A 22,000-nucleotide genomic window follows, 5' to 3' on the forward strand; every position below is an offset into this window, starting at 1 on the left:
GATGGCCGCGCTCTCAGGGCGTGTTGCGGCCGCGCTCGTCGAGCTCGGTGAACCAGTGAAGGACTACCCGCAGCGTGGCCGGCATCGAGGCCGGCGGGACGCGCACGGCCAGCAGGCGCTGCCCGTCGGCCGTGAACGAATAGGCGGCGCCCGTCCAGTCTTCGTCGAAGGCGCGCGAGAAGATGCGGCGTGGGCGTCCCTTGACCAGATCGTCGGCCCGCGCGGCGCCCAGATCGACGGCTGTCGCATGGAAGGCACCGGCGCCGCGGAAGACGATCTCATCGCCGCGTGCAGACCACTGCGGTTCGTCGCCGCCGTCGATCGAGACCTGCACGCGCGTACCCCCTTCCGGGAATCGCATCGCGTAGACTTCCTCGCGCCCGCTCTCGTTCGACATGTAGGCGAGCCAGCGACCGTCGGGCGAGACCACGCCCTTGGCCTCTGCGAAGTCGCTCTTGATGAACGGGCGCGTCGGCCCCGAGCCGTCCAGGGGAAGCAGCCAGATGTCGCTGTCGGAGACCGGATCCGAGCGGGTGAAGACGAGCAGGCGCCCATCAGGCGAGGCGGAAGTCGGCAGCGTGTCGACCGGCTCCTTGAGCAGGAGCGTCGGTCCGGCCGAACCGTCCGCCGGACGGCTGTAGATCGTGTACTGCGGCTCCTCGCCGTTGTAGTAGACCTTACGCCCGTCGAGCGACCACACCGGGTTGAAGTCACTCGTCGGCGAGAATGTGAAGCGCGTCCGGGTACCCCGCTGCAGGTCGTGCAGCCAGATGTCGGTGTTGCCCTGCTCCTTGACGGCGACTGCCAGCGTGCGGCCGTCCGGGGACAGGCGTGGCGACGCGTAGCGGCCGACCGGCAGGCCGGTCGGGCTGACGTGACCCGCCCGGTCGGACCAGACGAGCTCGACCGGGTACTCCATGACCGACGAGGGTGCGTAGACCAGCGTTCCGTCGGAACCCACCGCGAGGTTCGAGTAGCCGTCGCTGGAGTTCAGGTAGATGTCCTCGAGCAGCGGTTCCGGCGTGCCGGTGATCTTGAGTTTGTCGAGGTCGAACGGCGCGGCCATGAGCTTGAGGTCGCGCACCCAGGTCAGGTGTCCGGTCGGCAGCCACAGGCCGTGAGAGCCGCCCTCGACCAGCAGGCGCCGTTCACCGCTGCGCAACGAGAAAGCCATGATGCGCGCCTTCTCGATCGGCGTGTTCCAGCTCGTGTAGACGATCCACTCGCCGCCCGGCAGCACCTGCGGCCACCAGTGGCCGAGCTCCCCGCTGGCGGGATCGGGCTCGGTGAGCGGCTTGACCGGGCCGCCGCCCGCATCGACGACGTCGAGCCCGCCCGCGTAGCTCCGCGTGAGCACGATGCGACCATCGGCAAGCCATGCCCCGCCGCCCCACTCACTGGCGCACAGGTCGATCGGCGAGCCGCCGTCGAGGGCGACCTTCTTCAGCCGGCCCGCCTGCGTGAAGGCGAGGCTGCGACCGTCGGGCGAGAAGAACGGCGTGGCGCCGCCATCGGTACCGGCAACGGGCCGCAGCACGGGGTCGGCCAGGTCCCGCACATAGAGGCGACGCCCGGTCGAGTCGTTCAGCGCCAGCGCGATGACGTCGCCTGCGGGCGCAATGGCAATGCTCTGGCGCTGGCTCGCGATCCACTTGCCGGCGGGCAACTGCAGATCGACGCGCACCGACCGCGGCAAAGGTGGCGTGTCGCGCATGGCCTGCCAGGCCAGAACCGCGACCGCCAGGGCGGCCGCGACCAGCCAGCCCGCACCGGCGACGAGGCGTGCGCGACGGCCGTGCATCGTGACTGCACCGCCGGTCAGTCCGCTGGCGAGGCCCACTCCCGAGGCGCCCATGTGCGCGGAAGTGCCGTCGCGCCGGATCTCCTCGAGCACGATGCGCGCATCGGCGATGTGGTGCAGCCGCTGCCGGCGGTCGCGCTGCAGGCAGCGCTTCACCAGGCCGACCAGGCTGGGCGGCAGGTCGGGCGGCAGCGCGTCCCACTCCGGGTCGGCGCGCAGGACCATCGCCAGCGTATCGCTGACGGTCTCACCCGCGAACAGCCGCCGACCGGCCAGCAGTTCCCAGAGGATGACGCCGAAAGCCCAGATGTCGGTGCGCGCGTCGACGGCGTGCCCGCGCGCCTGTTCGGGGCTCATGTACGCGGCCGTGCCGAGGATCACGCCGGCGCCGGTCATCGCCGCGGTCAGCGTTGGCGACATGTCGGGATCGCCGGCTGTGCCTTCCTCGCCCGCGAGCGCGCGCGCCAGGCCGAAGTCGAGGATCTTGACCTGTCCCTCCGGCCCGAGCTTCACGTTCGCCGGCTTGAGATCGCGGTGGACGACACCTTTCTGGTGCGCTTCCTCGAGGCCGGCGGCGACCTGCAGCGCCACATCGATCACGGCCTCAGCAGGCATCGCCCCCCGCGCAAGGCGCGCTTCGAGCGTCTCGCCCGGCGCCAGTTCCATCGCCAGCACCAGCCGCTCGCCGTCCTGCTCCAGGCCGTGGATGGCCGCGATGTTCGTGTGGTTCAGCGAGGCGAGGACCTTGGCCTCGCGCCGGAAACGCGCCAGGCGCTCGGGATCGTCCTGCAGGTCGGTCGGCAGCACCTTCAACGCGACCTCGCGCCCGAGGCGCGTGTCGCGCGCGCGGAAGACCTCGCCCATGCCGCCGCGTCCGATGGGGCCGATGATCTCGTAGTGCGCCACGTGCTCGCCGGGAATCATGGGGCTCCAATGGACTGGGTCGCAGACGAAGTCGCGGACGGGGTCGAAGTCGGCCCCGGGAGCGCGCCCCAGGGCCGTCTTCGGTTCATGATACCATCTAGAAGACCGAATATCTCCCGTTTTCGTGACCGGTTCAGATCCGCGAAGCCGTCCTACCTTCCTGCCGGCGTGACCACTACCCGCACCTGCACGGTCCTGACCTGCCCGAAATCGTCGATCGCGCGAATCGTCAGTATGTGCTCGCCGGAGGCGAAAGCAACCGGTTCAGCGGCCTGGTTCGCGGGAGCCAGGCCCGGTTCCACCGCCCAACCCGGATCGAGGGGGTCGTTGGGATCGAGCAGGTCCCAGCCGTGTCTGTAAGAGGCGACTATTCCATTGTAATAGCGCACTTCGGCCCACCAGCTGAACGCCAGGATCTGGCCAGGCGTGACGACGATGGGCATAGCGGAAGGCGCGTCGACTCCACCCAGCGTCTCTTCCCAGACATAGATTTCGGGGCGGTACGACGTGTTTGACGCCCGCATCCACATGACCTCGCGACCGCCGGGATTATAGTCGGTGATCGTGGAGACGCGCCCGGCGGCGTCCCGCACCTGGACCGCGAACAGGTAGTATTGACCGACGCTGAGCCCGGGATAGACACGAGACCTCTCTTCCTCGGTCGCTGCGTACGGCTGCCAGTCGGACCATGCGGGATTGGTCGGTGCGACCAAGTCGGCGACGTGCGCAATGTACGTAGGGTAGGTGCTCAGGTTCATCCCGTTCCAGACGGCGGGAATCATCAACGTCCGGAAGTCCTGAGGCAGGGCGGCATGATCGTCGCCGATCCAGCCCTCACATGAGACACGCAGGGTCAAGGGTACTGCCCAAGCCACGAATCCCCCCAGCCCCGGGAACACGACCCGTGCGTGCAACTCGCCGAGCAACACACCCTCGATGACGATCTCGCACGTACTGTCGGGACTGCCGAGGATCTTCACACCCAGGACGTTTCGCCCCTGGAGGACTACCGGAACTTCCAGTTCCACCGGCGCGCCCGCGAAGTCGTCGGGCCCGAGGATCTGCTGGCCGTTCAGCATCACGACGGCACTGGTCAAGGCGGTCTTGGGGCCGCGGCCCGCCTGCACGCGCAGGAAGAAGCCGGGTTCCCACATCGCCGGTTCGTCGAGCTCGAAGACGAACTCGTCGAAGCGCGGCCGCATCGTCCCGAACTGGCCGGGTGCGGAGCGCTCGAACGTGAAAGGCCCGGCCACGAGTGAGCGGTCAGTCAGCTGACGGACGGTGAGGCCGCCATCCTGGATCGTCCTGGCGGCTATCGGCGCCGTGGTCGACGGGTCCGATGCGTTGCAGGCCGCGATGGCGGCCAGCAGTGCCAACAGACACAGGGTCGAAATGTACTTCTTCGCCATGGGCATACTCCTTGTCGGGTGGGTACCCCAGCGAATCCCGTGATTTCCCGCAGACGATCGGAGTGCTGTGGTCACCGGACTGAAGGAAGGGATTCCAAGGGGCCCGGTCAATCGGCCCCGACCACCGCGGGGCCGGCCCGCACTTTTCGCTTCCCGCGGCCAAGAATGGAGTATAATAGTCCGGTTACCTTTGGCGCCCACCCCAACCCCTGGAGACCGCCATGCGCCCCTGGATCCTCGCCCTGCTGCTGCTGGTGCCGGCCTCGGCCCTGGCCCTGGACTGCACGCCCGACTTCAACTGGACCTGCACCACGAACGGCTTCTTCAATTACCTGAGCGGCCAGCCCGGCGAGGTCATCTGTGGCGTCGACCACACCGGTTGGACACTGAACGTGGTCTCGGTCACCCTCACCACGGGTGGCTGGGTCCACTTCGCCGCCGCGGCCGCGAGCGGCGGCCCGGGTACGGGCGTCGCCAACGCCATCTACCTGATGGATGACTGCGGGGCCGGCACCTGCACGGACAGCGCGCAGTCGTCGGGAGTCGCCGACCTGATCGTCTGCCTCGAACCCGGCACCCACACCTTCGTCGTCGCCACGGACACGACCGCGCCGGGCGCCGTCATCAACATGGGAATGCAATGCCTGACCTGCGAGCAGGCGGACACATACGGCCTGGGTGCCTGCGCCGCCTGCGGCGCCGTCTCCGTCGAGCGCGAGAGCTGGGGCTCCCTGAAGTCCCGCTTCCAGTAGTCCCGCTTCACGCATTCCTGACATTCCGGAGAGGTGCGCCGCACGATGTGCGCGCACCTCTTTCGGCAATGCGGAGCGCCGTGCGCCGGGCCGCACGCGCTCTTTCGCGTTGCCCGTTACCCCGCGCGTACCTAATGTGTGGTGTATGGAGTCCGGAAGTTGGCCGGGCGCCAACCATCACAAGGAGTTTGCGCCATGACCACTCCCAAGCCGAATGATACCGCCCGCCCCGTGACGCCAGAGGACATCCTCGAGGACCTGCGCGCCGTCGTGCGCGACGCCGAGGCGCTGCTGCGTGCCACAGAAGGCCAGGCCGGCGAGAAGATCAACGAGGTGCGCGACCGCGTGCGCAGCACGCTTGACGATGCCCGCGAGCGCATCAAGGTCGCGGGCGTCGATGCCGGCGAGCGCACACGTGCGGCCGCCCGCACGGCCGACAATTACGTGCACGAGAATCCCTGGCTGGTCATCGGCGTCGCCGCCGGGCTGGGCTACCTGATCGGTCGCGCCGGCCGGAGGGACTAGGCCGTGGACGACCGCCTGGACAGTGCCCCCGACGAGGAAGCCTCGCGGGGCCTCTTCGCTTCGCTGCGCTCACTGGTCGACCGCGTCCTGGCCGTGCTGCAGACGCGCGGCGAACTGCTGTCGACCGAGCTCGAAGAGGAAGTGACGCGACTGGTCGGCGTGCTGGTGTGGTCGTTCGCCGGCGTCTTCGCCGCGATCGTCGGCCTCTCGTTCGTGGGCGTGGCCATCCTGCTTGCGGCCCCGGCGAACTGGCGCGTGCCGGTGGCGATCATCATGGCCGTGGCGTTCCTCGGAGTCGCGGTGGCGGGTTGGTTCTCCATCCGCCGCATCGCGCGCGCCAAGCCACGCCCCTTCGACGCCAGCCTGGGCGAGATCGACAAGGACCTGCGGAAGCTGCGGAGCAAGCGATGAGCGGGCGCGCGCAGGAACTGGCGCTCCGGCGCCAGGCACTGGTCGCCCGCTCGGATGCCGAGCGCAATGCCGTGGGCGCCACGTTCAGCGACATCGAACGCCGGCTCGGCTTCGTGGAGGTCGGCCTGTCGCTGGCACGACGCGTCCACCGCCATCGCGCGCTGCTGGGCGCCTTCACGATCTGGTCGGTGGTGGCGCCCGCCGCCGCGAAACTGTGGGTGCGGCGGCTGGGCTGGTGGATTCCCCTCGGCATCGAGGGGTTCAAGCTGGCGAAGACGTTTGCGGGGGCGCGGCATGGATCACGGGTTGACGGCTGACGCCCGTCCACATGTTCATCATACGTCGTCCGCCGTACCCCCCGCCGGTCTCCACCAGAACAGCATATAAGCGACAATCCCGACGAGCATCCCCACGAGATAGGTGAACAGGACCGCGACGCGGAATCGCGCCGAGGTCCGGTGCAGGAAATAGTATGTCGCGACGATGACCGCGAAGCTGACCGTCAACGCCTGGGCAAACAGTACGGCGTACTGTTCGTGCACGTTCTGGATGAGGGCGACGATCTCGGCCTGGGACATCGATGCGTTCCTCCGTTACGGGGCGGCCTGCCCGGTCGGCAGGCGATTGTGCCCGCTGCGCGAGGAATCGTCAATCAGGGCAGCCTATCAGCGTACCAGCGTCACCCGCGTGGACTGCGCCCACCCTGCCCCCTCGACCCGCACCACGTAGACGCCGGCAGCCACCGGCCTGCCGCGCTCGTCATCTCCTGACCACGGCAGGCTGTGCGGCCCGGCCTCCAGCCCACCCTGATGCAACCGGCGCACCAGCCGCCCGCGGAGGTCGAAGACATTGACGGACGCGGGGCCGGCCTCGGCCAAAGTGAAGGCTATGGTCGTGCGGGGGTTGCAGGGGTTGGGTGCCAGGGTCAGCGGCAGCGGTCCAGCCGGCGTCGGCACGCCGGCGGCAATCGCCGCGAACGGCGGCCGGACAATGGTGAGGCGCCCGTTCCAGTTGGCCACGCAGGCCATGCTGCCGGACGCATCGGCGAAGGCCGCGACGGCAACGGGGCCGATGCGCTCGGCCCAGATACGCCGCATGGATGGCGCGTCCGGATCCGGCGTTTCGACGACGGCCAGGGCCCGGTACCGGGCCATGAAAAAGGCCGAGGATCCGGACGCCGCGATCGCGGTCATCTCCCCATGCAGGCTCTCGAAGCGGAAGTCGCCGGGCAGGTCGACCCACCCGCGCAGGCGCGGTGCGGCCGGATCGCTGATGTCGACGACCTGGACACCGACGAACGCCTGGCCGACCCATAGCAGCCCGGCGCCGGCGGCCGTCGGGTGGTAGAAGGGGTCGCTGAGCGACAACGTGCCCAGCAGTTCCACGTCGCCGGCCGCCGTGGCGGTCAGCAGGCAGAGAAAGCCACGGTCGTTGAAGGCGTACAGAAGACCTTCGCCGGCGCTCGCGGCCGTGCGGATCCCGGCGGGCCAGGCGATGCGCTCCATGGTCACGGCACCGACGGCGTCGAGGCGCAGGCCGAACACGCCGGGCTCGCCCCAGACGATCCAGCCGTCGCTCGTGGCCACGGCGGCGAAGTAGGAAGGAACCGCGTCGTCGACGGGCGGCGGCGCGCGGAAGATCGTCCGCAAGGTCCCGTCGCCGACGTCCTCGACCACGCGCAGGCCCGTGTCGCCGATGCCGAACACGACCGCACGCTCGCCACGCGGGCAGACACCGCGCGTCCACATACGCGTTTCAATCGGGCCGAAGATCGTGGTGAGGCTTCCGATCTGGCGCGGATGCGCCGGGTCGGACAGGTCGAACAGGCGCACACCGGCCTGTTCAACGGTCAGCCAGGCACGCGTGCCGTCGATCGCGATGCCATCGATCGGCACCCCCGCCTCGAGCATGGCCAACCGGCGCGGCTCCGCCTCTCCGTCCAGTTCGTAGGTAACGAGCCCCGCCCAGCGGCAGGCCGCGACGAGCAGATCGCCGTCCACAGCCACGGCCACGGCCGGTCCAAGCTCCGAATCCAGCCAGATGGGTGTTGGATCGTGACCACGGTACCTTGCAACATGATCCCCAGCCGCGAACAGGTCGGCTCCGCAGAACGCGAGACCCGCGGTGAATCCGTCCTCCGGCATCCACGAATTCTCGACGGGATGTGCGGGATCGCGCAGGTCGAGGACCATGATGCCGGCGTTGTAACTGCAATAGGCCACATCGTCACGGACTTCGATCCGGTAGATCCAGTCCATCCCGCTGTCGAACCCCGCCAGGAAGACCGGGACCCGCGGATCGGTGATGTCGAATACCTGCAGGCCGGGGGCGCTGGCTACGTAGAGTCGGTTGTCCTCGGCTGCAACGTCGGATGCTGCCACGACGGGCACGGTCGCGACAACGCGCGGCGCCTCCGGGTCGGTGACGTCGACCACCATCAGAGGCTGCGCCCAGCCCGTGCAGAACACGAAGTTGCCGACCGGGGCCAGGCGGTAGTAGCCATTCTTCCCGTTCGATTCGAGCCGCGCCGCGACACGCAGACGCCGCGGATCTCTCGCGTCGATGACATTGAACGCTCCGTCACCCGTGGTCACGAAGGCATAGCCGTCGCGGACGACCAGGTCCACGACCTCCGCCGACAGGTCCAGGAAGGAAAGGCACAACGGAGTCGCCGGCTGCTCGACGGACACGGCCTCCAGGCGGGCGCCATGCCCCAGGTAGGCGGTGCGACCGTCCAGCGCCAGCGCCGTCGGGATGCCCGGGGCCGTGCGACCGATGACCTCGAAGCCGGGCGCCGCGGTCGGAATCTGAGCCGGCGATGCCCCCGCCAGCAGCAGCGGCCGGATCGCGATCAGGTGCGGAAGATAACGGGGCATGGGAGACCAACCCTTGCGTTGGCGGGCAACGAGTTGGGCGATGACGGGCGAGGATGTGCAAGCGGGGGGCCATCGCTGCCGGGCCCGATGGTGTTCCGGGTCAGGACGATCCCCGCCCCGCCGCTGGGTGGATCGCAGGCGAGCGTGTAGCGCCCGGAAGAAGACAGGTTGAGTCCGCCCACGGCGGCACCCGATGGGCACCGTTGTGCCGCAGCGCCCGGCACTGTAGAATGACGCTATCCGCTCCCCAGATCCCACCTGCCATCCGGGAGGACCCCATGGCCACGCCGCGCGCCCTCGAACGTCACTTCCCAACGATCGCGGCCGCGCTGCTGCTCGCCGCCTGCCTCGCGGCACCGTTCCCGGCCCCCGGCTTCGCAACGGCGGCCCGTGCCGCGGGCGACGAGTACTGGTCCGCGCAGTTCGCACCGACCGGCGTGGCGCACGTGAACGGGAGCTTCGAAAGCGTGACCGCGCTGGCCTCCCTGGACGGGAGCCTCTATGTCGGCGGCGATTTCTCCCGGGCAGGCGGATTGACGAGCCTGAACATCGCGCGCTGGGATGCCGCGACAGGCTGGACCGCGCTGCGGCCGACGGGCCCGGGCGTGGGAACCTACGCCATCAGGGACATGATCATCTTCGACGGCGAACTCGTCGTGGCCGGGGACTTCGACTGGGGCTTCGGCATGAAGAACATCGCGCGCTGGGACGGGTCGACGTGGCAGCCGCTGTGGGCCGGGCTGAGCGGACGGGTGAACGCGCTTGCGATCTACGACGGGGCCCTGATCGCGGGTGGCAGTTTCACGACTGCGGACGGGGTGCCGGTCAGCTTCATCGCCCGCTGGGACGGCACTTCATGGAGCGCCCTCGGCAGCGGGCTCTCGTCCACCGTAGAGGCGCTGGCAGTGTACAACGGTGAACTCGTGGCCACCGGCTCCTTCCTGTCGGCGGGTGGTACGGCCGTCTCGCGCATCGCCGCCTGGGACGGCACGACCTGGCACAGCCTGGGTACGGGACTGTCGGGCATCAGGGGTTTGACGCTGCTCGTGCAGGGAACCGACCTGTATGTCGGCGGCCAGTTCTTTGCGGCGGGCGGCACGCAGACGCCCAATGTCGCGCGCTGGGACGGGGCGGCCTGGCATGATGTCGGCGGCGGGCTCGTCGAAAGCGTGGCGGCGCTCACCGTGTTCGGGGGCGAGATCATCGCCGGCGGCCAGATCTTCCAGGCCTCGGGCCAGCCTGCGGGGCCCGTGATGCGCTGGAACGGCGCCACGTGGATCGAGATCCCGGGCGAGCCGATCGAGGTGAAGTGCCTGGAAGTCCACGACGGCAGGCTTATCACAGGCGGTACCTTCGCGACGGTGGATGGTATCCTCGTCAACCGCGTCGGAGCCTGGACCGGTGCGACGTGGCAGACGCTCGATGACGGCCGCGGACTGAACAACAACTACGTGCGCGCGCTGGCCCTGTACAACGGTGCGGTCCATGCCGGCGGCACGTTCAACGGCGGCGGCGGCGCCGCCTTTCCCCTGAACGCGATCGCGGCCTGGGACGGCAGCGGCTGGGACGCGCTGGGCTCGGGATTGAACGGGGCCTGCAACGCCCTGTGCGCCTACGGATCCAGCCTGGTCGCGGGCGGCACCTTCAACACGGCGGGCGGGACAGCTGCGTCGAGAATCGCGGCGTGGAACGGCGCGCAGTGGGCGCCGCTCGGGACGGGCGTCAACAGCACCGTCACGGCGCTGGCGGTGTACGGCGGCGACCTGATCGCAGGAGGCGACTTCACCGCGGCGGGATCGGCTTCCGGCGTCGGCCACATCGCCCGCTGGGACGGCAGCGCCTGGCATGCGCTCGGCACCGGCCTCGGCGGAAGCGGCGTCCAGGTCCTGGCCATGGCCGAGTTCGAAGGCAGCCTGTATGTCGGCGGGGCCTTCACGCTGGCCGGAGGCCAGGAGGTCCAGGACATCGCGCGCTGGGACGGCAGCTCCTGGCACGCCGTGCCGGGCACCGCGGGAACGAACCACGCCATCTACGGCCTGTGTGTCCACAACGGCCGCCTGGTTGCCGGCGGCGTGTTCACGTCGATCGGCGGCATCGAGGCCAGGGGCCTGGCCGCGTACGACGGCAATGCGTGGGCGGGCCTGGGCTACGAAGCCGTGGCGCCGTTCGCCGGCGTGCAGTCGGTGGCGTCGGCAAACGGGCTGCTGATCGTCGGCGGCTACCCGGCGCCGGGCGTGTGGACGTGGAACGGCGTGACGTGGTCCGGCCTCGGTACGGGCAGCACCGGCGCACGCGCGGTGCTCGGGACCGCGAACGGCATCTACGTCGGCATCGACGGCATTACGGCGGGCGGCAAACCGTCGGCGTACATCGCGCGCTGGGACGGGCCCGCAGACGCCTGCGCGATCGCCGTGACGGCACCCGCCGCCGGGGCGAACCTGTGCGAGGGCGAGGCCGCCGTCGTCGAGTGGGCGGCCGGCGGCAACTGCGCCGCGAACGTGCGCATTGCGCTGCTGCGCGACGGCGTCGAGTGCCGGGTGCTGGCCGCCTCCACGCCCAACACCGGTTCCTTTGACTGGGTACCCGAGCGCTGCACCGGTGCTGCGGGCGCCTACACGATCAGGGTGGACGAAGCCGGCGCGCCCGGGAGCGGCAGCGCGAGCGGCGCCTTCACGATCGAGGCGGCCGGCGTTCCCGTCGTCACCTATCCCCGCGGCGGCGAGGCCTTCGCCGCCGGCAGCGCCATCGACGTGACCTGGTCCGGCCAGGCCTGCGGTGGCGCGAACGTGCGCCTGGAGCTCGTCGGCGACGGCGTCGTCTGCGGCGAGATCGCCGCCACCACGGCCAACGACGGGCACTACACCTGGGTGCCCACGCCGTGCAGCCAGGCCACCGCCTACGCGATCAGGGTGACCGACCTCTCGTCGGGTGGGGCAGACGAGAGCGACGGAGGCTTCCAGATCGTCTCGGACTTCGGCATCGCATCCATCGCCGACATCCGTGGCGACCAGGGCCGGCAGGTGCGCGTGCGCTGGGCGCCGCACCCGGGCGATGCCGCCGACGCCATCGTGCCGATCGCAAGCTACAGCCTGTGGCGGCGGATCGACGGCGCCAAGCAGGCCGCAGCGGCTGCCTACCCGCCGGGCGCCTGGGACAGCGTCGCCTGGGTCCCGGCCGGACGCGAGGATACGTACAGCGTGGTCTCGCCGACGATGTGCGACTCCACGGTCGCGAACGGGGCCTGCTGGTCGGTCTTCTTCCTGCGCGCCCACACCATGGATCCCGCCGTCTTCTTCGATTCGCCGCCGGACAGCGGCTGGTCGGTCGACAACCTCGCGCCGGCGGCGCCGAAGGGCCTGGCCTGTGCGCAGCAGGGCGTGCTGGCCTGGCAACCGGCGCCCGAAACCGACTTCGCGCACTACTCGGTCTACGAGGCGAACAGCGATCACCTCGACGACAGCGCTTCGCTGCTCGGCCGGACGACCGGCACGGAACTCGACCTGACCAGCGTCGAGCGCGGGTACCTGCTCGTCACGGCCACCGACCTGAACGGCAACGAAAGCGCCGCAGCAGCCGTCATCGCCTCCGCGTGCAGCCAGGAAATCCTGCCGGCGCGGTTCCAGCTGCTTCCCTGCGTGCCCAACCCGTTCAACCCGCAGACCATGATCCGCTTCGACCTGCCGTCGGACTCGCTCGTGAGCCTGCGCATCTACGATGTCTCGGGCCGCTGCGTAGCCACGCTCGCCGACGGCGAACCGATGGCTGCCGGCCGGCGCGAGGTTGCCTGGCACGGCAATGACGCGCAGGGCCGCGCCGTCGCCGCGGGCACGTACTTCTGCCGACTGGAGGCGGGCTCGTTCCGCGAAACGCAGGGGATGACGCTGCTGCGGTAGGGTGCATGAGCGGGGATGGCGTAACGTTTGCCCGCCGGACCCGGCCCGCTTATCGTCGCCGCTGGAGATTCCTCTTCAACGACCGGGCCCCCGTGGCCAAGGAGAACGCATGAGCCTCTCAGGCAAGACCGCACTGGTCACCGGGGCCAGCCGGGGCATCGGCGCCGCCTGCGCCGCCTCGCTGGCAGCCCGTGGCGCCGCCGTCGTCGTCAACTACTTCAAGGGACAGGACGCCGCTGCGCAGGTGGTGACGGCGATCACCCAAGCCGGCGGCCGCGCCGTGGCGCTGCCCGGCGACGTGCGCGACGCGGACCAGGTGGCCACGCTCTTCGCGGCGGCGGCGGCCGCCTTCGGGCCGATCGAGATCCTCGTGCTGAACGCGGGCCCGTCGGTACCCTGGAAGCCGGTCACCGACCTGACCCAGGCCGAGTTCGAGACCAAGGTGCTGGACGAGGCCCGCAGCTTCTTCCTGCCGGCCAAGGCCGCCATGCCCTCGATGATCGAACGCCGCCGCGGCTGCATCATCGGCATCAGCAGCGGTCTCTCGCGCTACCCGGCCTACGGCTTCAGCGCGCACACGACCAGCAAGTCGGCTGTGGATGGGCTCATGAAGTCGCTGGCGTTCGAACTGGGGCCGTACGGCATCCGGGTCAACACGGTGGCGCCGGGACTCACGCGCACGGACGCCACCGCCCACATGCCCGAAGCGCAGGTGGAGGCGATCGCCGGGATGACGCCGCTGCGGCGCGTCGGCGAGGCAGCGGACGTCGCGGGAATCGTCGCCGCACTGGCCGATGACGAGACCGGCTTCGTGAGCGGCGCCTACATCCCGGTCAGCGGCGGCATCCAGATGCCGTGACGGCCGGTCAGTACACCGGCTTGAACTTCTGGATGAGGTTGTTCCAGGCGTCGGCGACATAGACGTTGAACATCGCATCGACGGCGATGGCGTACGGCCCGTTGAACAGGCCGTCCGCCACGCCGAGAGCGCCCCACTGCCGCAGGTACCCGGCCTCGCCGAATTCCTGCACGCGATGGTTGTTCAGGTCGGTGACGAAGGCGCGGTTCTCGCTGTCGATGGCAATGCCGATCGGCCCGTTGAATTCCCCGTTGCCGGCGCCGAAGGCCCCGACAGACGCCAGATGGTCGCCGCTGGCGGAAAAGACCTGAAGGCGGTGGTTGCCCCCGTCGGTCACGCGGACGCGGCCATCGGGCGCAACCGCCACGCCGTAGGCCAGGTTGAACTGGCCGTCGAGCGCCCCCAGCCCGCCCCAGGTGCGCACGTGCACGCCGTCGACATCGAACTGCTGCACCCGATGATTGAAGGTGTCGGCCACGTAGACGCTTCCGGTACTCGAGACCGCGATGCCGTTGGGATTGGCGAACTCGCCGACGCCGCTCCCCTGCGCGCCCCAGGTCGCCTCCCAGACTCCAGTCGCCGAAAACCGCTGCACACGGTGGTTCCCCGACTCGGCGATGAAGACGTCGCCGCCCGGCCCGACGGCGATGCCGATCGGCGCGAACATCTCGCCGTTGGCGCTGCCATAGGTACCCCACGCACGCACGAACTCCCCGGTCGCGGTGAAGACCTGCACGCGGTTGTTGCCCCAGTCCGCGACATAGACCCGGCCCGCGTTGTCGACCGCCACACCGGCGGCGCCGGGGCCGTCATGGAACGCGAACTGGCCCGCGGAACTGCCGGTCCCGCCCCAGGCGCGGTCGAAGGCGTAGCCGGTGATGACGCGCGGCGGCGTCGCCGGGTCGTCGGAGCCGCAACCCGAACTGATCCCCAGCGCCGCCAGCAGGAGAAACGCGGAGAGCACTCGACGTGACATGAGGAGCGTCCTTTCCGGGCGAAAAGACAGCCGGGGCCGGGCGCCGGACGGCGGCGCCATGAGATGATAGCGCAATTTCATCGCCTGCCAAGTCCACTGCGAAGACCGCAGGCATCCACGCATAACCTATTGCTGCAGTGTGAATTGCGGGGTTTTCCCACTTCTCGCACCGCTCCATTGGGCCTAGTCTCATTCGTGGCCGCCGCTGGCAGGAGGTCGCCGCACAAGCTGCCCATCAGGAGGAATCGCATGGACCCCACCGCCCTCATCCCCGCCGCCGACGCCATTCCCGTGCACTGGGGCTGGTTCCAGGTCCTGCTCACCCTCACGTTCCTGCTGCACCTGCTGTTCATGAACGCAATGCTGGGCGGTGCGATCATTGCCTTCGTGCGCGGCTTCCGCACCGGAGGCGGCTTGGCTGTCTCGCACGAAGTCTCCACGAAGCTGCCCTTCACCGTGGCTTTCGCGGTCAACGCGGGCGTGGCGCCTCTGCTCTTCCTCCAGGTGCTGCACGGGCAGTTCGTCTACACGAGCAGCATCCTGATGGCGCGCTGGTGGCTGTCGGTCATCGCGCTGCTGATCGTCGCCTACTACGCGGTCTATGCGTGGCGTGCCCGCTTTTCCGCCGGCACCGCCATGCGCCAGATGCTGATCGGGACCGCCGCCGTCCTGCTGCTCTTCATCAGCCTGCTGTTCACGGCCAACTGGACGCTGGCCGTGTCCCCGGATCGTTGGGGGGCCTACTTCGCCCGCCCGGACGGTTCGCTGCTGGATCTCTCCGAGCCGACGCTGTGGCCGCGCTGGCTGCACATGGTGTGCGGTTCGCTGGCGGTGGCGGGTCTCGCGCTGGCCGGGTTCGCGTCGCGAAAGTCCCGGCGGGGCGAGCAGTCCGCGAACGGACTCGCCCGCGAAGGCCTGCGCTGGTTCGCCTGGGCAACGCTTGTCCAGGTTGTACTCGGCAGCTGGTGGCTGTTGGCATTGCGCCATGATGTCCGGCGGATGTTCATGGGCGGCTCTCCCCTCGCAACGGCGCTGCTGACGCTGGGTTTCGCGCTGACGGCGGCCGCGATCATCGCGGCTTTCCGCGGGCGACTGAAGTCCACCATCGGCTTCACGCTCGTCCTGATGGCTGTGATGGCCGTCATGCGCGAAATCGTCCGGGCCGGCTACCTGTCGCCGTACTTCCGAACGGCTGACCTGGCGATGCGCCCCGAGATCTCGCCCCTCGTGTTCTTCCTGGCGGTGCTGGCGGCAGGAGCCGTTGCGGTAACCCACATGCTCAGGCTGGCATCGCGCGCCGGGAAGGAGGCCTGAGATGAACTACCCGTCCTGGGAACTCCTGGCGACCGGCGGCGGCTTCTGGATCGCGCTGGTGGCGATCACGCATGTGTTCGTGTCACACTTCGCCGTCGGCGGCGGGCTGTGGCTGGTCCTGACCGAGCAGCGCGCCCTGCGCACACGCGACGACCAGCTCCTGGCCTACGTCAAGGGCCACACTCGCTTCTTCCTGCTGCTGACGATGGTCTTCGGCGGCCTCTCGGGCGTCGGCATCTGGTGGACCATCGCACTGCTGAGCCCGGGCGCCACGTCGGAACTGATCCACACGTTCGTCTTCGGCTGGGCTGCCGAGTGGGTGTGTTTTGCGGCCGAGATCGTGGCGTTGTTCATCTACCACTACACGTTCGGGCGCATGCGGGCGCGCGAGCACGTCATCATCGGCTGGTACTACTTCGTCTTCGCCTGGCTAAGCCTGTTCCTCATCAACGGCATCATCGGGTTCATGCTCACCCCAGGCGGCTGGCTGCAGGGCGGCGGCTTCTGGGCGGGGTTCTTCAACCCGTCTTTCCTGCCGTCGCTGGTCATGCGCACGATACTGGCGCTGATGATCGCGGGCATGTTCGGGCTGCTGACCGCCGTGCACCAGCGCGACGAGGTGTTCCGCGCGCGCCGTGCGGTGGAGCGCGACCTGGCTGCTGGCGGGCGTCGTGCCGATGGCGCTGGCGGCGTGGTGGTACGTCCAGGCACTGCCGGACCCGCAGCGGGGCATGGTGCTCGGCCGTGCTCGCGAGGTGGTTCCCTACCTTGCCTGGTTCCTGCGGCTGTCGCCAGTGCTGCTCGTGCTGGCCTTGTTGATGATGGCGCGCCTGCCCCGGCTGGCCAACCGGCCATTGGCGTGGGTCGTCATGGCGGTCGGCTTCGCACATCTGGGCAGCTTCGAGTTCGTGCGCGAGGGTGGCCGGCGGCCGTGGGTCATCCACGGGGCAATCTATTCGACCGGCCTGAGACCGGCCGACGTGGCCACGGCTGATGCCGACGGCTTCCTGGCCACCGCGCGCTGGACCGCGGCGAAGGCCGTCGCGGCCGACGACCCCGCCGCGGCCGGCCGCGAGATCTTCCGCTTCCAGTGCGCACCGTGCCACTCGATCGGCGGGCCGCTCAACGACATCCTGCCGGTGACGGCCGGGCTGCCCGAAGCAGGCCTGGAGAGCCAGCTCGCCGGTCAGGGCTCGGTGGTTCCCTACATGCCGCCGTTCGCCGGCACGCGGGCCGAGCGCGCCGCCGTGGCGGCCTATATCGCGCGTGGGCTGCACGGGCGGCAGCCGGATGAGCCGCCGACGCTTTCGCCGCCGCCGGACGCGGCCGTCGGGATCCCGCCGTTCTCGGCGGCCAACGACGCCTGGGTGCTCCTGGCCTGGGGCAGCATGGGCATGCACTGCCTGACCGACAGCGATCCGTGGTTCGTGATCCTGCCGCCGGCCAACGAACTGCACGCGCAGCTCATCCGCCGCGGTCCGACGCCCGAGGTGGTGACCGACGGCGTAGTGGTCAGCTATGCCGTGGAACCGGGATTCGAGCAGCCCGAGCGTGACGTCCGTTTCTGGGAATTCGCGCGCGCCAACTTCGGTGTCGACCTGGAGCCGGGTACCGGCCTTGCCGGCCATCGCGTGAGCGGGCAGATGGCGACGGATGAGGCGGGGGGCCTGTTCACCGCCGCCGCCGTCCCGGTGGTTCCCTATCGCAACGGCCGCTACCATCCGTACCCGCTGTTCACGATCGAAGCCAGGGACGCCGCGACGGGCGAGGTGTTGGCGCGCACCCGCATGGTTGCGCCCACCTCCACCGAGATGGGTTGCGGGCGATGCCATGGTGGCGGCTGGCGCATCGACGGCGTGGCCGGCTTCACCGAAGCGACCAGCCGCGCCATTCTCGCGATCCACGACAAGCACAGCGGCACCGACCTCCTGCGCGGCGCCGATCGCGGCGAACCGCGACTGTGCGGATCCTGCCACGCGGATCCGGCAGTGGGTCGCGCCGGCGAACCGGGACAACTGAACCTGTCGGCGGCCATCCACGGCTGGCACGCGAACTACCTGCGCGGTCGCGGCGCCGATGCCTGCGCCCTTTGCCATCCCGCCGACCCGGACGGCCCCACCGGCTGCCTGCGCGACGGCCATGCCGGCAGCCTCGACTGCACGGACTGCCACGGCGCGCTTGAGGATCACGCGTTGTCGCTCCTGAAGGCGGAACATGATGCGGGCAAGCCCGGCGCGCAGCGCCTGATGGACCACCTGGCACCGCGGGCGGTAGCGTCGCTCGCGGACATCGTCGGGCGGACGCCCTGGCTGCAGCAGCCCGACTGCCTGGGCTGTCATGCGGACTTCGAGGCGCCGGCCGAACTGGCGGCGTTCAACCACTGGACCGCCGGCAAGGAAGGGCTCTTCCGCGAACGCCGCGACGACAGTGGAACGGTCGCCTGCCTGGCCTGCCACGGCCCGACGCACGCCACCTACCCGGCGCAGGACCGCATCTGGGGCAGCGATCGCGACAACATCCAACCGCTGCAGTACCAGGGAAACCGGCGTCCGATCGGGGGGGGCGGCAACTGCGCCGTGTGCCACCAGCAGGACATGGAAGATTCGGTCCACCACGCCAATATGCTGGGAGGTGCTTCGTAATGCGGACCGACGAACCGATCTGTGGCGGGACGATGCTATCCGGGGGTGAACTATCGCTCGACGTACTCATCCTCCGCCGCTCCGGTGCGGAAGACAGACATCGCCGCCGACAGTTCAGCCGATGCCGTGACATTGCGCTGCACGACATCGTTCATCTCGTTCACGGCCCGGCTGATCTGCCCGATACCCTCCGACTGCTCACGCGTGGCGCCGGCGATGCCGGACATGAGCGCCACGACGCGATCCGCCGCCACGGCGACGGCGTCGAAGTCGGTCCGCGTGGCCTCGGCCAGGCGCTCCCCGTCGTGGACCTTCTGCATCGTATCCTCGATCAGCCCGGACGTGCTTTGCGCCGACTGGGTGGCCCGGCGGGCGAGGTTGCGCACTTCCTCGGCGACGACGGCGAAGCCCGCCCCGGCCTGGCCGGCGCGGGCCGCCTCCACCGCCGCGTTCAGGGCCAGCAGGTTCGTCTGGAAGGCGATCTCGTCGATGCTCTTGACGACGTTCTGCGTCCGCAGGCTGGCCTCGGCGATCTCCTTCGTGGAGACGGCCAGCTGGGCCATCGAGCGGTTGGCCTGCGTGATGATGCCGTTGGCCTCGGCAAGCAGGCGGTTCGCCTCGCCCGTGCTGTCGGCATTCCGGCGCGTCATCGATTCCAGTTCGTCGAGCGAGGCGGCCGTCTGCTCCAGCGCTGCGGCCTGGGCCGTGGCCGCATCAGCCAGGTGGTGCGCGATGCCCTTCGACTCGCCCACGGCGGCGCCCATCCTGGCGCGCATCGTGTCGACCGACTGGGCGAGCCGTCCCAGTTCGTCGCCGGAAGCGTCGGCGATCTCGTACGTGAGGTCGCCATCGGCGACGCGACCGATGACGCCCATCGTCTCGCGAAGGCGCCGCGAGATCATGCGCGTGATCAGCAGGCTGACCAGCGTCGTAAAGACGCCGATGACGGCGGCGACGAGGATGAACGTGACCAGCATCACGCGGAAGCCGGTCTTCAAGCCGGCGTGGTTCTCCCGGCCGAGCTTGTCCTCGAGCGCCTGCAGCGCGGACAGGTCCTCGTGCAGGGTCTGGAAGCTGTTGTCGGCGCCGACCATGAAGGTGAGAGCCACGGAAAAGTCCGTCTGGGCCATGTCGAGCGTCATGGAGGCCTGGTCATGGTAGGGCGCCAGCTTCTCGACGGCGGATCCGAGCAGCGCGCGCTCCTCGTCGAGAAGCGATTCCTGCGCGAGCAGCTCCGTGGCGAACTTCTGCGTCGCATCGAGCGCGGCCAACTGCTCCGTCGCGAGCTTCTCAATGATCGAGGCGTCGGCATTCGCAGCCGCAAGCCCCAGCACCTTGTAGATATTGCGGTGCACGACATTGACGTCGTTGACGACACGCGAGCAGTTCTGGTAGCCGATGAAGCGGTTGTTGTAGAGGTCGTCGGTTGCCGCCGACTGGCGAGCGAACCCCACGTACGCCAGCGCCACCAGTCCTGCCATCGAAACCACCACGATGAGCGGCAGCGTCAACAGCTTCCTTGCCACGGACACGTTGTTGAACATCCGGTTCATGAGGCGGCGCCTTCCGTCATCAGGAGTCTGTGTGCCGGCAGGGCCCGCGACCCTGCCGGCGTCAATCGTCTACTTGTAGGTTCCGCAGCAGAGCACGATGTCGCCCGCCATCTGCAGGAACGTCGTCTTGGCTTCGACCTTCTTGCTCTCGGGATTCAGGTACTTGTAGTCCACCCAGCCGAACCCCGAGGCCTTCGCCGTGGCCACGATCTCCTTGCGGAAGAGCTTGCCGTCGGTGTCGGGCACTTCCATGAGGTTCTTCCCGACCAGCTTCGGGTTCTTCGGATGCGCCACGATGGTGGCCGTCATGTCGTACGCGAACACGTAGAGATCGCCCTTGTCGAACTGGCCGCCGGCCTTGTTGCACTCGGCCAGCGTCGCTTCCTTGCCATTGGCTTTCAGGAACGCAGCGGCGGCCTCGACCAGGCCCTTGGCCTCCTGCTGCGGGGTTTCGGCGCCGGCAGCCAGCACGGGCGCCAGGAACACGAACAAGGCGATCGCCATCACCAGGATCTTCTTCATCGATCCACCTCCGTGGGAACCTGTAGAGAGTTGTGGGCACCCGCGCGTGCGGACGCGCCCTGGCGCCATTTGGCATTTCACGTGCCACGGCGGCGGCGTCACTGGCAGTACCTGCACGGATGTGGCGAGTTGATCACGGAGTGCGTTGGCAGCAAACACGATGGCGGCGCCGCCCGCGCTCCGCCGGGGCATCGACTGACGATCGAGAGCAAGTCGTGACCGGGAAGGATCTTCCGGTCTGGAACGTACGGGCCGACCATAACACCATCTAAGTGCGATCCTATCTTGTATCGCGCTCGCGACTTCGCCTAGCCTCCGCGAGCTCCCCGTACCCGCGTCCCCGTTCGCGGAGGTGACCATCGTGATGGCCAGTCTGTTTTCCGGATCGCGCCCTGTTACCCGGCGCGGCGTTCTTCCAATGGCGGCCGCCGTCGTTCTGCTGTTCACATACTGTGTCACGGCCGCTCCGGCAAAGTCCCAGGTGGCCGCACCGGGCGATGTCTACTACGACGTCCACCTCGATCACACCTTCAAGTACGGACCGTTCGCCAATGACATTGTTGTCTGGCAGGACAGCGACTATTCGGGCACGGCGATGGGCTTCGCCGCAGCGCGCGATACGGTTCTCGTCAACGGCGCTGTTTCTTCCATCGCTACATCCATCGTGGCGTCGGGTGGCGTCTTCCGGGCCGATGTGAACACCGCCATCGACGTGACCGCCCGCACCGGCGCTTTTCTCTACAATACCAATCGCCTGATCGTCGACGTCTATGTCAAGGGACCCAGCGGGACGCCGTTCCGGGTGGTGATCGCCAGCGATGGCCACCTGCTGGCCTCGCGGCTCGGCGGCCTGCCTGGTTCGTTGCAGCCGGTCAACGGCGTCTCAGCCGCCGCCTTCGGCGATTCCAACGCCATCGTCGATTACACCGGAACCATTGAGCGCGATTTTTTCTGGCCGCGCGTGCACGCCGGCCAATCCTCAACGGAGATCACCGTCGGCCCGGACACTTATTCGCTGGCTGGTTCCTACTCGACCACGCTGATCAACTACACGACACAGGCCATCTGCATCCTCGGCTGCATGACGGCGCCGGCCGATTTCATCGCCCATGTCGACGGGCTGGTGGCGATGGACGTCTACCTCTGCGACGACCCCGGTGGCGCCGGTCCGGCCTGCGACGAGGTGCCTTCGGCTGTGCCCGACGTGCCGATCGCCGCCACGTCGCTGCAGATCGAGGCCTACCCCAATCCCTTTAATCCGCACACGCAGTTCCGTTTCAACCTGGACGCCGCGGCCGTGGTCGACCTGGCGGTACACGACATCTCCGGGCGCCGTATCCGACACCTGCTGTCGAATGTCGCCCATGATGCCGGCGACCACGTCGTCAACTGGGACGGCCGCGACGACAGCGGACGCCAGCTGGCCTCGGGCAAGTACTACTGCCGATTGACCGCGGATGGCGGCGTGGCGCTGCGGTCGGTGGTCATGTTGAAGTAGTCCAGACAATCCCGTTCGTTTAACTGCCTGCCCTGACGCGTGTTG

General features: G+C 68.9%; 15 protein-coding genes and 1 pseudogene. 9 read left to right on the forward strand and 7 right to left on the reverse strand.

Features of this window, described 5'->3' with window-relative positions:
• Window positions 1–13: 13 nt before the first annotated feature.
• Both IPG61_16615 and IPG61_16620 read right to left on the reverse strand, forming a co-directional pair.
• Complete coding sequence (locus IPG61_16615; protein MBK6735663.1) at window positions 14–2,725, reverse strand: serine/threonine-protein kinase; 2,712 nt, start codon at window positions 2,723–2,725, stop codon at window positions 14–16.
• A 152-nt stretch (window positions 2,726–2,877) separates the two neighbouring features.
• Entirely contained in the window at window positions 2,878–4,134 is a 1,257-nt protein-coding gene (locus tag IPG61_16620) for a hypothetical protein (GenBank protein MBK6735664.1), read from the reverse strand.
• 221 nt (window positions 4,135–4,355) lie between these two features.
• On the opposite strand from IPG61_16620, the gene IPG61_16625 reads away from it, so the two are divergent.
• The 4 genes from IPG61_16625 to IPG61_16640 all read left to right on the forward strand — a co-directional run bounded on the left by IPG61_16625 (window position 4,356) and on the right by IPG61_16640 (window position 6,139).
• Window positions 4,356–4,886 carry a hypothetical protein gene (locus tag IPG61_16625; GenBank protein ID MBK6735665.1) on the forward strand — a complete coding sequence of 177 codons (531 nt, stop codon included), beginning with the start codon at window positions 4,356–4,358 and terminating at the stop codon, window positions 4,884–4,886.
• 195 nt (window positions 4,887–5,081) lie between these two features.
• A complete protein-coding gene (locus tag IPG61_16630; protein ID MBK6735666.1) occupies window positions 5,082–5,411 on the forward strand; it encodes a DUF883 domain-containing protein in 330 nt (109 codons plus the stop codon).
• Between the two features lie 3 nt (window positions 5,412–5,414).
• The gene (locus IPG61_16635) at window positions 5,415–5,822 is read left to right on the forward strand and encodes a phage holin family protein (GenBank protein MBK6735667.1); all 408 of its coding nucleotides are present in this window, start codon (window positions 5,415–5,417) and stop codon (window positions 5,820–5,822) included.
• On the forward strand, window positions 5,819–6,139 hold the full coding sequence (locus IPG61_16640; protein MBK6735668.1) for a hypothetical protein: 321 nt from the start codon (window positions 5,819–5,821) through the stop codon (window positions 6,137–6,139). The genes IPG61_16635 and IPG61_16640 overlap by 4 nt, the downstream gene beginning before the upstream one ends.
• 18 nt (window positions 6,140–6,157) lie before the next feature.
• On the opposite strand, the gene IPG61_16645 is transcribed toward IPG61_16640, so the two are convergent.
• Window positions 6,158–6,400: a hypothetical protein gene (locus IPG61_16645; protein MBK6735669.1), complete on the reverse strand. Its 243-nt coding sequence runs from the start codon at window positions 6,398–6,400 to the stop codon at window positions 6,158–6,160.
• Window positions 6,401–6,487: 87 nt separating this feature from the next.
• Window positions 6,488–8,698 carry a T9SS type A sorting domain-containing protein gene (locus tag IPG61_16650; GenBank protein MBK6735670.1) on the reverse strand — a complete coding sequence of 737 codons (2,211 nt, stop codon included), beginning with the start codon at window positions 8,696–8,698 and terminating at the stop codon, window positions 6,488–6,490.
• A gap of 278 nt (window positions 8,699–8,976) precedes the next feature.
• Here IPG61_16650 and IPG61_16655 point away from each other — a divergent pair, with 278 nt between their 5' ends.
• Window positions 8,977–12,591 carry a hypothetical protein gene (locus IPG61_16655; protein MBK6735671.1) on the forward strand — a complete coding sequence of 1,205 codons (3,615 nt, stop codon included), beginning with the start codon at window positions 8,977–8,979 and terminating at the stop codon, window positions 12,589–12,591.
• A 109-nt stretch (window positions 12,592–12,700) separates the two neighbouring features.
• Window positions 12,701–13,450 carry an SDR family oxidoreductase gene (locus IPG61_16660; protein MBK6735672.1) on the forward strand — a complete coding sequence of 250 codons (750 nt, stop codon included), beginning with the start codon at window positions 12,701–12,703 and terminating at the stop codon, window positions 13,448–13,450.
• Between the two features lie 7 nt (window positions 13,451–13,457).
• Here IPG61_16660 and IPG61_16665 read toward each other — a convergent pair whose 3' ends face one another.
• Window positions 13,458–14,426, reverse strand: a complete 969-nt coding sequence (locus tag IPG61_16665; protein MBK6735673.1) for a 6-bladed beta-propeller — start codon at window positions 14,424–14,426, stop codon at window positions 13,458–13,460.
• A gap of 249 nt (window positions 14,427–14,675) precedes the next feature.
• Here IPG61_16665 and IPG61_16670 point away from each other — a divergent pair, with 249 nt between their 5' ends.
• Together IPG61_16670 and IPG61_16675 are read left to right on the forward strand one after the other, a co-directional pair.
• Window positions 14,676–15,740, forward strand: coding sequence for a hypothetical protein (locus IPG61_16670; GenBank protein MBK6735674.1), 1,065 nt, complete (start codon window positions 14,676–14,678; stop codon window positions 15,738–15,740).
• 1 nt (window position 15,741) lies between these two features.
• Window positions 15,742–18,382 (forward strand): annotated as a pseudogene (locus tag IPG61_16675) (cytochrome C).
• 50 nt (window positions 18,383–18,432) lie between these two features.
• Here the strand turns inward: IPG61_16675 and IPG61_16680 are convergent.
• Together IPG61_16680 and IPG61_16685 are read right to left on the reverse strand one after the other, a co-directional pair.
• On the reverse strand, window positions 18,433–19,935 hold the full coding sequence (locus IPG61_16680) for a HAMP domain-containing protein (protein MBK6735675.1): 1,503 nt from the start codon (window positions 19,933–19,935) through the stop codon (window positions 18,433–18,435).
• Window positions 19,936–20,004: 69 nt separating this feature from the next.
• A complete protein-coding gene (locus IPG61_16685; protein MBK6735676.1) occupies window positions 20,005–20,457 on the reverse strand; it encodes a cache domain-containing protein in 453 nt (150 codons plus the stop codon).
• A 418-nt stretch (window positions 20,458–20,875) separates the two neighbouring features.
• Here IPG61_16685 and IPG61_16690 point away from each other — a divergent pair, with 418 nt between their 5' ends.
• Window positions 20,876–21,955 carry a T9SS type A sorting domain-containing protein gene (locus tag IPG61_16690; GenBank protein ID MBK6735677.1) on the forward strand — a complete coding sequence of 360 codons (1,080 nt, stop codon included), beginning with the start codon at window positions 20,876–20,878 and terminating at the stop codon, window positions 21,953–21,955.
• The last annotated feature ends 45 nt before the right edge of the window (window positions 21,956–22,000 follow it).

Source organism: bacterium, assembly GCA_016703265.1.
GTDB lineage: Bacteria > Krumholzibacteriota > Krumholzibacteriia > LZORAL124-64-63 > LZORAL124-64-63 > CAINDZ01.

Excerpts from the sequence above, each read along its gene's own strand:
- IPG61_16615 (MBK6735663.1), bottom strand. The coding sequence starts at position 2,725 with ATGATTCCCGGCGAGCACGTGGCGCACTACGAGATCATCGGCCCCATC.
- IPG61_16620 (MBK6735664.1), bottom strand. The coding sequence starts at position 4,134 with ATGGCGAAGAAGTACATTTCGACCCTGTGTCTGTTGGCACTGCTGGCC.
- IPG61_16625 (MBK6735665.1), top strand. The coding sequence starts at position 4,356 with ATGCGCCCCTGGATCCTCGCCCTGCTGCTGCTGGTGCCGGCCTCGGCC.
- IPG61_16630 (MBK6735666.1), top strand. The coding sequence starts at position 5,082 with ATGACCACTCCCAAGCCGAATGATACCGCCCGCCCCGTGACGCCAGAG.
- IPG61_16640 (MBK6735668.1), top strand. The coding sequence starts at position 5,819 with ATGAGCGGGCGCGCGCAGGAACTGGCGCTCCGGCGCCAGGCACTGGTC.
- IPG61_16645 (MBK6735669.1), bottom strand. The coding sequence starts at position 6,400 with ATGTCCCAGGCCGAGATCGTCGCCCTCATCCAGAACGTGCACGAACAG.
- IPG61_16650 (MBK6735670.1), bottom strand. The coding sequence starts at position 8,698 with ATGCCCCGTTATCTTCCGCACCTGATCGCGATCCGGCCGCTGCTGCTG.
- IPG61_16655 (MBK6735671.1), top strand. The coding sequence starts at position 8,977 with ATGGCCACGCCGCGCGCCCTCGAACGTCACTTCCCAACGATCGCGGCC.
- IPG61_16660 (MBK6735672.1), top strand. The coding sequence starts at position 12,701 with ATGAGCCTCTCAGGCAAGACCGCACTGGTCACCGGGGCCAGCCGGGGC.
- IPG61_16665 (MBK6735673.1), bottom strand. The coding sequence starts at position 14,426 with ATGTCACGTCGAGTGCTCTCCGCGTTTCTCCTGCTGGCGGCGCTGGGG.
- IPG61_16670 (MBK6735674.1), top strand. The coding sequence starts at position 14,676 with ATGGACCCCACCGCCCTCATCCCCGCCGCCGACGCCATTCCCGTGCAC.
- IPG61_16680 (MBK6735675.1), bottom strand. The coding sequence starts at position 19,935 with ATGAACCGGATGTTCAACAACGTGTCCGTGGCAAGGAAGCTGTTGACG.
- IPG61_16685 (MBK6735676.1), bottom strand. The coding sequence starts at position 20,457 with ATGAAGAAGATCCTGGTGATGGCGATCGCCTTGTTCGTGTTCCTGGCG.
- IPG61_16690 (MBK6735677.1), top strand. The coding sequence starts at position 20,876 with ATGGCGGCCGCCGTCGTTCTGCTGTTCACATACTGTGTCACGGCCGCT.